This is a genomic window from Massilia orientalis (assembly GCF_030411975.2).
Taxonomy (GTDB): Bacteria; Pseudomonadota; Gammaproteobacteria; order Burkholderiales; family Burkholderiaceae_D; genus Telluria; species Telluria orientalis.
In genome coordinates this window covers 33,216-44,095 of sequence record NZ_JASNRB020000034.1, presented here as the reverse complement: position 1 = coordinate 44,095, position 10,880 = coordinate 33,216, and the positions used below count along the sequence as shown (strand labels likewise).

Genomic DNA, 10,880 nt, shown 5'->3' with positions numbered 1-10,880 from the left:
CGGATGAAATCGGCGTCTGCCCCCTTTTCGGCGAGCTCGGATAATGCGATAGTGGCGTTGGTCATTGTGCTTTCCTTTGGTTGAGTTGAGTCTTCGCAAACCCAAATTTACCTCAAGAATCACAATGGCCGCCCTTCAGGCTGCCTTCCTAAACGCCGATTCCGGCGAACTCTTCATACACCACGCTCTGGGGCACCATCCGGGGTTCAAACGCCAGGCATAAAAACCGCTGGGATGCACACCGAGCACCTTGCACAATCGCCGTACCGGGAATTGGTCCTGTAATTCGACAATGAAGGTGTACCTTACCCGGACGTCTTGGCAAAGTACACCGCGGCCTTTTTCAAGATGTCGCGCTCCTCCGTGACGCGCTTCAACTCGGCCTTCAGGCGCCGCATTTCCTCGGCCTGGGAATCTACGGTCTTGCGCTCTTCTTCAGGCACGCCGTAGCGCTTTGTCCAGGTGTACAGGCTATGGATACTCACCCCAAGGCGCGCAGCTACTTCGCTCGCCGGGTGGCCACGCTCCGCCACTTGCTTGACCGCCGCGATCTTGAATTCCTCTGTGTACCGCTTTCCGCTCATACCTTCTCCTTGTGCCCAACATTATGGCTCAGAAGTGTCTACGATAGTCGTGGCGATTCACATGGCGTCGAAGCGGCCGTTCTAGACAGGGCCGTTCGCGTCGATCTCGGGATGCCGAGAGGACTGTCTACGCGGCATCCAAGAGCGCCATGACGCGTTTTGCCTGGACCTGGGCGCTCGAACCGGCGCATACGGGAATGACCGCGAACGGCGCGGCGCCTGGCCCGCCCGAAACGGAATCGTTCCGCGAAAATACCCCGGCCGGCAACATCGATGTCTCGCCATTCACCGGCTCCGGCGGCCCGGATCGTCCGCCGGGTTGTCATGCACGGTGTCGGTCGGGCCGGTTGCGGTAGTCAAAACGATCACCGGTTCATTGCCGGTCATCGCAAAGTGGCCTTGCCTGGACGCGACGGCGGCGCGGCGGGCGAGCGTCATCCCCAGCCCCACGCCGGCGCCGAGGCAGAGGGCGATGCACAGGGCGGCGAGGACGAAGGCGTGGGCGATCGCCGCCGGGTCGTCCCGTCCGCCGAGGACCGTGTAGAAGATCCCGCCGACCAGGGCCACGCTGAGCGCGGTGCTCACCTGCAGGGTCGAGCTGGCGATGCCGGCGATCATGCCGGCATGGGCGGGCGCTACGCGGCCCGTGATCATCGTCATCAGCGTCGGCAAGCCGAGCCCCTGTCCGAAGCCGATCAAGAACAGCAGGACGGCAAGCTGCCTGGATGCCGGCGCCATGCCGTCCGGTGTCGCCGAGATCAGCCATGCCAGGCCGAGGAAGCCGGCGGTTTCCAGTCCCATGCCGAGCGGATTGACCCATTCGCCCAGGTGCCGGCGGAAACAGGGCGTGGCCAGGGGCCCCAGCAGGAATCCGAGACGGGTGGCCACTGGTACCCCGGCTTTTCGGCGCAGGAGTCCAAGGCCTTCTTCGATCGATTCAAGTAATCCCGGAAAAAACGAAAGGTCGTTGATGAGGCGGATGCGCTCATCAACGACCTTTTGGTCGGGGGCTACCGCGTGCGATCAGCCTTCCATCTGCTCCAGTTCCTTGCCGCGCGTTTCATGCACGTAGCGCAGCACGAAGTAGACCGAGATCACGGCGGCCACGGTGTACAGGCCGTAGGCGCCCGCCAGGCCGATGCTCGCGAGCAGCATCGGGAAGGTCACCGTGATCAGGAAGTTGGACGTCCATTGGGCCGCGCCGGCGACCGCCAGGCCCGAGCCGCGGATCTGGTTCGGGAACATCTCGCCCAGCATGACCCACATCACCGGACCCCAGGAAATGTTGAAGAAGATCACGTAGATGTTCGCAGCGGCCAGGGCGACCACGCCCATCGTGCCGGACAGGGCCAGTTTGCCGGTCGCGTCGAGCGAGGCGCTGGCAAAGGCGAACGTCACGATGCCGAGCGTCACCGCCATGCCGGCCGAGCCGATCCACAGCAGGGGCTTGCGGCCGATGCGGTCGATCAGGAACACCGTGACGATGCAGGCGCCGATGCTCAGGCCACCCGACAGGACGTTGATCAGCAGGGCATCGCTTTCGGAGAAGCCCACGGCCTGCCACAGCACCGCGCCGTAATAGAACACCACGTTGATGCCGACCAGCTGCTGGAACGTCGCCAGGCCGATGCCGACCCACACGATGGGGCGCAGCTTGCCGGTCGTCTTGTTGACCAGGTCCGACAGGCGCGGACGGTGGTGGTCTTCGGCCAGCGACACGTCGATCGCGGCGAACTTCGCGCGGGCCGAGGCTGCGCCGTACAGGCGTTGCAGCACGGCCAGCGCTTCGTCCTTGCGCTTCTTGGCGACGAGGAAGCGCGGGCTTTCCGGGATGGTCAGCAGCAGCAGCAGGAACAGCACGGACGGAATCGCCATCATCCAGAACATCCAGCGCCATGCTTCCTGTCCCAGCCACAGCACGCCGGTCGACGCGCCGGCCGCGTGCGCCAAGAAATAGTTGCTCAGGAAGGCGCAGAACAGGCCGCTGATGATGGCGATCTGCTGGACCGTCGCCAGCCGGCCGCGGTAGCGGGCCGATGCCACTTCGGCGATGTAGGCCGGCGACATCACGCTGGCCGCGCCGACCGCGAAGCCGCCCAGCACGCGCGCGGCGACGAAGACGACGGAGCTCGTTGCAAAGCCTGCGCCCAGTGCCGACACCAGGAACATCACGGACGAGATGAGCAGCACGGTACGGCGGCCCCAGAGGTCGCCGAGCCGGCCGGCGGTGAACGCGCCGAGCGCGCAGCCCAGCAGCATCGACGCGACTTCGAAGCCGAGTTCGGCGTCGGTCGAATGGAAGGCCTGCTTCAGGCCGTCGACGGTGCCGTTGATGACGCCGCTGTCAAAACCGAACAGGAAGCCGCCGATGGTGGCGACGCAGCTGATCAGGACGATGAGGCGGGTGTTTTCCGCCTCCTGGATGGTACTCGTGCTCTCGACGGCACTGGTGTTCATACAAGTCTCCTTGGATAGTCTTGGTGTGTCGTCGCCGTCAGTGTAGGTCTATAACATCCTGTACCATCAAACCAATAGCGCTAACATCTTGTCGAGTCTGTACGATTTCCGCCCTCGTGTCAATGCATTCCGAGCCGTTGCATTCGCCCGCGGGCAATGGATCGGGTAAGATGCTTGCCTTACCCTGCAAAGCCCTGTATTCACGGGGCTTTGTGTTTTGAAATACTAGGAATCTCCGATGGAAATCAAGGTCAACTTTCTCGACAAGCTGCGTCTGGAAGCCAAGTTCGATGACTTCACGGTCATCGCGGATCAACCGATCCGTTACAAGGGCGATGGCTCGGCGCCGGGCCCGTTCGATTATTTTCTGGCCTCGTCGGCCCTGTGCGCGGCGTACTTCGTGAAGTTGTACTGCAACACCCGCGATATCCCCACCGACAATATTCGCCTGTCGCAGAATAATATCGTCGACCCGGAGAACCGTTACAAGCAGATCTTCAAGATCCAGGTCGAGCTGCCGCCTGACATTTCGGAGAAGGACCGCCAGGGGATCCTGCGTTCGATCGATCGCTGTACCGTGAAAAAAGTGGTGCAGACCGGGCCCGAGTTCGTGATCGAAGAAGTCGAGAACCTGGATGCCGACGCGCAGGCGTTGCTGACGTTGCAGCCTGCCGCCGACGCCGCTACCTATATTCCCGGCAAGGACCTGCCGCTGGAACAGACCATCGCCAATATGTCCGCGCTGCTGGCCGGCCTCGGCATCAAGATCGAAATCGCGTCATGGCGCAACATCGTGCCAAACGTGTGGTCGCTGCATATCCGCGATGCGCATTCGCCGATGTGTTTTACCAACGGGAAGGGCGCGACCAAGGAAAGCGCACTGGCGTCCGCGCTGGGCGAGTATATCGAGCGCATCAGCAATAACCATTTCTATGCCGGCAGCTACTGGGGCGAGGAGATCGCCAACGCGGCCTTCGTCCATTATCCGGACGAGCGCTGGTTCCAGCCCGGCCCCGACGATGCATTGCCGGACGAGATCCTCGATCCGTACTGCCGCGCCATCTACGACCCGGAGGGCGAATTGCGCGGCTCGCATCTGGTCGACACCAATTCCGGCAACGTCGCGCGCGGGATCGTGTCGCTGCCTTACGTGCGGCAGTCGGACGGCGAGACGGTCTATTTCCCGTCCAACCTGATCGAGAACCTCTATGCCAGCAATGGCATGAGCGCCGGTAACACGCTGGCCGAAGCGCAGGTGCAATGCCTGTCCGAGATTTTCGAGCGTGCGGTAAAACGCGAGATCCTGGAAGGCGAGATCGCGCTGCCGGACGTGCCGCAAGAGGTGCTGGCGAAATACCCGGGCATCGTGGCCGGGATCCAGGAACTGGAAGCGCAGGGCTTTCCGGTGCTGGTCAAGGATGCGTCGCTGGGCGGCGCCTATCCCGTCATGTGCGTGACCCTGATGAATCCGCGGACGGGCGGCGTATTCGCCTCGTTCGGCGCGCATCCGAGCTTCGAGGTGGCGCTGGAGCGGAGCCTGACGGAACTGCTGCAGGGCCGCAGTTTCGAGGGCCTGAACGATCTGCCGCAGCCGACCTTCGCCAGCGAAGCCGTGACCGAGCCCTACAATTTTGTCGAGCACTTCATCGATTCCAGCGGCGTGGTGTCATGGCGCTTTTTCAGTGCCAAAGCGGACCACGATTTCGTCGAATGGGATTTCACCGCGCAGGGCGACAATGCCAATGCCGAGGAAGCCGCGACGCTGCTCGGGATTCTCGAGGACATGGGGAAGGAAGTGTACATGGCGGTGTACGACGGGCTGGGCGCCACGGCGTGCCGGATCCTCGTGCCCGGTTTTTCGGAAGTGTATCCGGTCGAGGACCTGGTCTGGGACAACACCAACAAGGCGCTGCTGTTCCGCGCAGACATCCTGAACCTGCATCGCCTGGACGACGACGCGCTGGCTGCGCTGCTGGATCGCCTGGAGAACAATGAGCTGGACGAGTATTCCGACATCGCCACCCTGATCGGCATCGAGTTCGACGAGAACACGGAATGGGGCCAGTTGACGGTCCTCGAGCTGAAATTGCTGATCCATCTCGCGCTGCGGCAGTTCGAGGAGGCACACGAACTGGTGGGCGCGTTCCTGCAATACAACGACAACACCGTCGAGCGGCGCCTGTTCTACCAGGCGCTGAACGTGGTGCTGGAGGTGGTGCTGGACGACGAGCTGGAGCTGGACGACTACGTGGCCAATTTCCGCCGGATGTATGGCAATCCGCGCATGGACGCGGTGCTGGGTTCGGTCGACGGCAGCGTGCGTTTCCACGGCTTGAGCCCGACGAGCATGAAGCTGGAAGGGCTCGACCGGCATCATCGCCTGATGGACAGCTACCGCAAGCTGCATGCGGCGCGGGCCAGGTCGAGGTAAATGCGTCGAGAAGCGCCCCTGATTGCAGGGGCTTTTTCTTTGGACGCATGCTGTTGTTATCCGATCACACGCAAGTATTGACATTCCGAGCTGATCAACGGCCCATCAACAACTATTACTTCCTGAAGAATAACCACGCGCCGGTGTCGGTGTCGCCGGACCTGGTCAAGCCGTCCACGTCGCTCTCCTTTGCCGGCATCCCGGCCGTGCTCATGTACGACACGCTGGGCGTGCTGGCCAGGTGCTACGACCAGCAGGCCGCGCGCAGCGCCGACCTCGCGATCCAGAACTGGAGCGGGGAAGAGAAGGTCACCACCGGCTACGCCAAGCTGAGCATCGACACCGACCTCGGTCCCGTCCCCGTGCGCGGCAACCTGGGCGTGCAGGTGATCGGCGTGAAGCAGAGCTCGGACGGCCTCGCGGTAGACGGCGACAAGATCACGCCGCTGCACGGCGGCAGCGACTACCGGGACGCTGGCGGCGGCGCGGCCGTGCCATCGGCTACATCGACGCCGGCGGCTGGATGAGCTATTCCGTCAATCCTTCCTCGTCCGGCTGGTACACGGTGTCGTACCGCATCGCCACGACGGGTGCGACCGGCCAGGTCGTGCTCAGCCAGAACGGCCAGGACATGGGTCCGACCATCGCGCTGCCGAACACGGGCGGCTGGCAGAACTGGACGACAGTCAGCGCGACCGAGACCCTGACGATCTTTTCCAATGTCGGCGGGTAGAACATGAACTGGTGGCAGCTCACCAGGCTGTCATGCCCGGGTGGGCGGCGGGCTGCCCACCTCAGGCGTCGGTCACCGCATCCGGCGTGGCTGCGGAGGCGCCCGTTCTCCTGGTCGCGGTCTCGAGCAGGTTCAGTACGGCGTCGACCATATTGTCGACCGTGAAGCGTTTGGCGATGGCCCTGGTATTGCCCGCAAGGCGGCGGTGCAACGGGCGGTCCAGCAGCAGGCGTTCGAGCTGGGTGGCGAGATCGCCGCTGTCCCACGCCTTGAACAGGAGGCCACCCATTTTCTCGCCGTCGCGGATGACTTCGCCGATGCCCCCATAGTCGGGTACCAGTACGGGGGCACCATGGCTCATTGCTTCGGCAACGACGAGACCGAACGGCTCGCGATTGACCGACGGACAGACCACGCAATGGCTGTGCGCGTACAACGCGTCGCGTGTTTCGATTGAAATCGAACCCGCGTGAAAGACCTTCAGGTCGAGATGGGTGGCCAGATCGTCCAGCACCTTGCGGTAGGTGCCGCCTTTCGCCGTCGAGCCGCAGATGACGAGTTGCATCGCCGTGTTCCGCCTGGCCAGCAGCCGGGCTGCGTAGAGCAGCAGATCGATGCCTTTCTCGGCGTCCTGGCGTCCGACATAGGCGACGATCGGATAATGCGGCGACAAGCCCGGAAAGGCCGACTTCAGGCTCGCGAACGAATGTTTGACCTTGCGCTCGGATTGCACGATGCCGTTGTACACGACCGCGAGCGAGTCTCGCGGCACGTCCATCTCCGCAACGATCCGGTCCGCGTAGTCGGCACTGACGACGACGGATGGCCAGGCGGAAGCACGGATGGCCTCGTTGAGCAGGCGGTGGAACTCGTCGAGCAGCCCCAACTGTTTAGCGTGTGCAGCGAACTGCTCGTCCCCCTGGAACGTCAGCAGGTAGTCGAACTCGTGCGTGCTCATCCGTTGCGCCTCCAGGGCCAGGGGGCCGAGCGCCGCGAAACTCATCAACACATGGCTGGCCCCATCGCGTGCGAGAAGGCGTTGCAGGCGCCGCGCAAGGCCCCGGTCTCCTTCGGGGCGGCCGTAGAGCGCATGGATCAGGTTGCGCAGCAGGCGGTCGACATAACCGCTGCGCGCCTGAATCGTGCGTACGCGCAGGCGTCGCGGCAACAGGAACAACAGACGGCCCACGCACTGGTCGAGGAATCCGGACGGCGTCGCGAAATGGTAGCGCGTGCCATGACACAGCATGCGGTGCGCGATGCCGGGGTCGGCGAGTTCGGCGTTCACTTCCATCATCCAGTAGATCACGACTTTATGGCCGCGCCGCCATAGCGCGTTGGCCAGTGCCAGGTCCCGTACGGTCGAGCCGAGGTAATCTCCGCTGCCCATCGTGACGATGGCAAACGTGCGTGTCGATTCCATCATGGTCTCCATATGCTTCTGCAAGACGCTAATAGGTGTAGGACGCGCCCACGAATACCGATCTGTGCAGCAGGCTGCCGAATTCGCTGTTCGCCGTCCCGCGGTAATGCGCCGGCACGATCAATAGCTGCAAATGGTCGCCCAGTTCGTATTCCGCGTTGACGATGAAGTGGGATGAAACGTCATCGAGATTGCGGATGTAGCGCGCCGTCAGATTGAGTTTGCCGGCGATTTTCGTGTCGAGGAATTGCAGCATCGCGTAGCGTCGCCGCGCCAGCGGAAGGACGGGATCGAGCAATGCCCCCCTGCGTTGCAGGCAGGTCTGGATCGGCGCGTCGGGGCAGCCATCCTTGTTGAAGAAATACTCGGCTGTCAGCGTCGGGCCGCTTTCCAGGGTGTACGACGCGCCGGTAAGCAACTGCCGGTTGCGCGGCGCGACCCCTGGGCTGCCCGACTTGCGCCCGACACTGCCTTCCGCATGCAGCAACAGCGCGTCCGACACGTTCCATCCGGCGAAGCCGCCAATGCGACTCCCTTCGCCGGTCGCTTTCGATCCGATCAGCGAAAAGTAGGTCGTGTCGCCAGTGAAGTCCAGTTTGACGGCGCGTGCCTTGCGATAGCGATTGAGCGGATCGAGACGGCCCCTGCCGGTGTTGTCGATGAGCGAAACGGTAACGGCGGAACTCGCGACGTAGACGGCGCGGGCATAGTCCAGCCCCGGCTGTTCGAGGTTCGGGTTGTTCTTGCCGTTGTTGGCATTGAAGGGATTCGATGGCGACACGAGCGAGGAGGGCCCCCACTGCAGGTTTTCCCGGCCATAGCTCAGCGTCAACCGGTCGTGCGGACGGAAGCGGATCGATCCCTCGTTCAGGAACACCTTGTGCTCGATCTTCCGGTCAGGGGGCATGCCGGGAGAGTCGATACGCGAGCGCGTCCAGTAAAAGCGGGGCCGCAGGTCGAATTCGAATGCGCGCAGCTTCAGGTTGAAATCGGGGCGGAACTGGAACGCGGCCTGGTTGCTTGCGATGCCCAGGCTGTTGTTCGGGTTCAGCGGCGAGGAGAGCGTATCCTGATAGAGCCCGTAAGCTAGGCCATTGATGCGCGAATAAAATCCATCACTGATTTCCTGGGCCAGAGTCGAAGACTCCGGCGCGGCATATGCCGACCAGGACAAACCCAGACCCACTACACATAGGGAAAGCCGTTTTCGCATCGTTAGCCTCATCGCATGAAGAGATTCAGGTTGAAGACGTAGTCAGGTATTGCTTCGATGTGTGGATTGGCGAGTTTCAGGTAAGTCACCTCCGTGTTCATCAATTCTCCCCGCAAGGCGATCCGGGACAGGAACGGACGGGTGTTGCCGTTGACCTTGACGGTATTGGCGTAATCCATCCAGGCGGATTTGAATTTCTTGCCCGATACGGTGAAGTATTCGGCCTTGATCCCGAGCAGGCGTTTTTTCGAAACCCAATAGGTGATGCGGTCGTACGTCACCTTGTCGATATTGGCTTTCAGGTCGAATACGTAGCACTCCTCGCCGTTGACGAGCTCGTCGGGGAGCCGCGTGGCCGCGTAGTTGTCGGCATAGTTGGTGGCCGCGATATCGCCATACGCCGCGTCGCCCATCAGTTTCTGGCGCTGCGAGATCGGTACGGGCCTGCTGAGGCCCGGTTTGTAGAACCACATGTTGGTGTTGAGCATGAGGATCTTGTTGCCCCTGTACTTGGGCGGCTCCAGGCTTACACCGGCGAAATCGAAGGCACGCACCTTGATGTCGTAGACCAGCCGGTCAGTGACCCTGTCGTTCTCGGACGACTCGATGGCGACCCGCCAGGCGAGGCCATCGACATTGCCGCGCGCTTCGTCCGCCGCCCTCAGGATGTCGGTGGAAGAGGGCTCGGCGCGACCCGGATGCGGCAGCGACAGGAAGATCGCCAGTGCCATGGCCGGTCGAGTCCATCGGGTCAGGTACGGTGCAGTCATCGCAATCTCCTCGTTCTTCAGGCATAGCCCAGCGCATTCGGGATGGGCATGCGCGCGGCCTTGCGGGCCGGCAGGATCGCAGCAACGGTGGACAGCAGCATCAGCATGAGCGTGCTGAATACCCAGTACGGGGGGACCAGGTAGATTTGCAGCGGCACGCGGCGCGCCATCTGGGGCGGTATCCACGTAGGCTCCAGCCAGCTCACCGACGTGACGACGAGCAGCGTCAGCGCGATGCCCAGCAGCGATCCGAAGCCGCCCAGCACGACGCTTTCCATCGAGAACAGCCCGACGATGCGGTGGCGCTTGACGCCCAGTGCGCGTAGCGTGCCGATCTCGCGGGTGCGCTCCATGACCGCCATGGTGAACGTGTTCACCACGCTCATCACGACGATCATGAAGACGATGACGAAGCTGACGACGAAGATCACGTCGAACATCTTTTTCGTCTTGGTGTAGAAGGGCGACAGCTCGGCCCACGTCCGGATGTCGACGTCGAGGCCGGATTGGCGCAATTCCTGCGCCAGGATCGTCCGGAACGCTTCGACATCGGTGTCCCGGTCGAGCAGCAGCGTGACCCGATCGACGCTGTGCGTGTCGTACAGGCTCTGGGCGAACCCGAGCGGCACGATGGTGAGCTTGTCATCGAGCACCTCGACAGGCGAATCGATGAGTTGCACCAGCCTGGCGTCGAGGGCATTGATCTGGCCGCTCACAGTCGGCGACATCGCCACCGCGGTGGCGCCGAGCGGCAGATTCAAGGCCTTGGCAAGGCCATGGCTGACACCGATGCCATTGACGTCATCGTCCGCCAGCGGCTGGCCGTCGTACTGCCGGATGCGCTTCTGGGTCGTGTTGGCGTACCGCCTGATTTTCTCGACATCGGACGGTACGCGGCCCGTGCCGATGAAGATCGTCGAGACTTCGCCGTTGCTCAACAGGCCGGACACGCCCAGTTGCGCCGTGTTGACGAGTACTTCAGGGTGGCGGGCGGTCACGCCCTTGACGATCCTGAGCTGGTCCGCGGTGAGCAGGTAGCGCGTCGGGTCCAGCTTCCCCTTGTCGAGAAATCCGGTCTTGAAGATCGTGAGGTGCCCGTTTGCCTCGCCGTAGATGTAATTTTCCTGCAGGTTGTTGAAGATGTAGACCATGAATCCGCCCAGCACGTTCACGGCCACGAAGCCGAGTGCGATCGCCAGGATCGTGAAGAGGGAGCGGCGCGCGTTGCGGAAGAGGTTACGGACAGCCAGTTTGATCCAGGTGAGCATG

9 protein-coding genes and 2 pseudogenes are annotated in these 10,880 nt (G+C 62.6%); 4 read left to right on the top strand and 7 right to left on the bottom strand.

What is annotated here, in order from left to right:
* Positions 1-201: 201 nt before the first annotated feature.
* Positions 202-584 (bottom strand): annotated as a pseudogene (locus tag QPK29_RS30795) (transposase); the annotation flags it as partial.
* A gap of 125 nt (positions 585-709) precedes the next feature.
* On the opposite strand from QPK29_RS30795, the pseudogene QPK29_RS30790 reads away from it, so the two are divergent.
* A pseudogene (locus QPK29_RS30790) lies at positions 710-940 on the top strand (hypothetical protein); the annotation flags it as partial.
* Here QPK29_RS30790 and QPK29_RS30785 read toward each other — a convergent pair.
* Both QPK29_RS30785 and QPK29_RS30780 read right to left on the bottom strand, forming a co-directional pair.
* Positions 870-1,472, bottom strand: a complete 603-nt coding sequence (locus tag QPK29_RS30785; protein ID WP_371772122.1) for an MFS transporter — start codon at positions 1,470-1,472, stop codon at positions 870-872. The pseudogene QPK29_RS30790 and the gene QPK29_RS30785 overlap by 71 nt on opposite strands.
* A 135-nt stretch (positions 1,473-1,607) precedes the next feature.
* Entirely contained in the window at positions 1,608-3,041 is a 1,434-nt protein-coding gene (locus tag QPK29_RS30780; RefSeq protein WP_056134899.1) for a sugar porter family MFS transporter, read from the bottom strand.
* A gap of 238 nt (positions 3,042-3,279) precedes the next feature.
* Here QPK29_RS30780 and QPK29_RS30775 point away from each other — a divergent pair, with 238 nt between their 5' ends.
* The 3 genes from QPK29_RS30775 to QPK29_RS30765 are packed head-to-tail and all read left to right on the top strand — an operon-like array spanning position 3,280 to position 6,205.
* Positions 3,280-5,472, top strand: coding sequence for an OsmC domain/YcaO domain-containing protein (locus tag QPK29_RS30775; protein ID WP_371772123.1), 2,193 nt, complete (start codon positions 3,280-3,282; stop codon positions 5,470-5,472).
* Between the two features lie 47 nt (positions 5,473-5,519).
* The gene (locus tag QPK29_RS30770; RefSeq protein ID WP_400189905.1) at positions 5,520-5,999 is read left to right on the top strand and encodes a hypothetical protein; all 480 of its coding nucleotides are present in this window, start codon (positions 5,520-5,522) and stop codon (positions 5,997-5,999) included.
* The gene (locus QPK29_RS30765) at positions 5,996-6,205 is read left to right on the top strand and encodes a carbohydrate-binding protein (RefSeq protein ID WP_371772125.1); all 210 of its coding nucleotides are present in this window, start codon (positions 5,996-5,998) and stop codon (positions 6,203-6,205) included. The genes QPK29_RS30770 and QPK29_RS30765 overlap by 4 nt, the downstream gene beginning before the upstream one ends.
* 61 nt (positions 6,206-6,266) lie before the next feature.
* Here the strand turns inward: QPK29_RS30765 and QPK29_RS30760 are convergent, their stop codons facing one another.
* From QPK29_RS30760 to QPK29_RS30745, 4 genes are read right to left on the bottom strand one after another with little or no spacing between them, the layout of a single operon-like run.
* Positions 6,267-7,628: a glycosyltransferase family 4 protein gene (locus tag QPK29_RS30760; protein ID WP_400189904.1), complete on the bottom strand. Its 1,362-nt coding sequence runs from the start codon at positions 7,626-7,628 to the stop codon at positions 6,267-6,269.
* A gap of 28 nt (positions 7,629-7,656) precedes the next feature.
* Complete coding sequence (locus tag QPK29_RS30755) at positions 7,657-8,841, bottom strand: hypothetical protein (protein WP_371772127.1); 1,185 nt, start codon at positions 8,839-8,841, stop codon at positions 7,657-7,659.
* A gap of 8 nt (positions 8,842-8,849) precedes the next feature.
* Positions 8,850-9,572 (bottom strand): outer membrane lipoprotein-sorting protein, encoded by a 723-nt coding sequence (locus QPK29_RS30750; protein ID WP_371772128.1) that lies wholly within the window; start codon positions 9,570-9,572, stop codon positions 8,850-8,852.
* A 56-nt stretch (positions 9,573-9,628) separates the two neighbouring features.
* A complete protein-coding gene (locus tag QPK29_RS30745; protein ID WP_371772129.1) occupies positions 9,629-10,879 on the bottom strand; it encodes an ABC transporter permease in 1,251 nt (416 codons plus the stop codon).
* Position 10,880: the final 1 nt, after the last annotated feature.

Coding starts and splice junctions, on each gene's coding strand:
- QPK29_RS30760 (WP_400189904.1), bottom strand. CDS start 7,628: ATGGAATCGACACGCACGTTTGCCATCGTCACGATGGGCAGCGGAGAT.
- QPK29_RS30765 (WP_371772125.1), top strand. CDS start 5,996: ATGAGCTATTCCGTCAATCCTTCCTCGTCCGGCTGGTACACGGTGTCG.
- QPK29_RS30755 (WP_371772127.1), bottom strand. CDS start 8,841: ATGCGAAAACGGCTTTCCCTATGTGTAGTGGGTCTGGGTTTGTCCTGG.
- QPK29_RS30750 (WP_371772128.1), bottom strand. CDS start 9,572: ATGGCACTGGCGATCTTCCTGTCGCTGCCGCATCCGGGTCGCGCCGAG.
- QPK29_RS30745 (WP_371772129.1), bottom strand. CDS start 10,879: ATGCTCACCTGGATCAAACTGGCTGTCCGTAACCTCTTCCGCAACGCG.
- QPK29_RS30775 (WP_371772123.1), top strand. CDS start 3,280: ATGGAAATCAAGGTCAACTTTCTCGACAAGCTGCGTCTGGAAGCCAAG.
- QPK29_RS30780 (WP_056134899.1), bottom strand. CDS start 3,041: ATGAACACCAGTGCCGTCGAGAGCACGAGTACCATCCAGGAGGCGGAA.
- QPK29_RS30770 (WP_400189905.1), top strand. CDS start 5,520: ATGCTGTTGTTATCCGATCACACGCAAGTATTGACATTCCGAGCTGAT.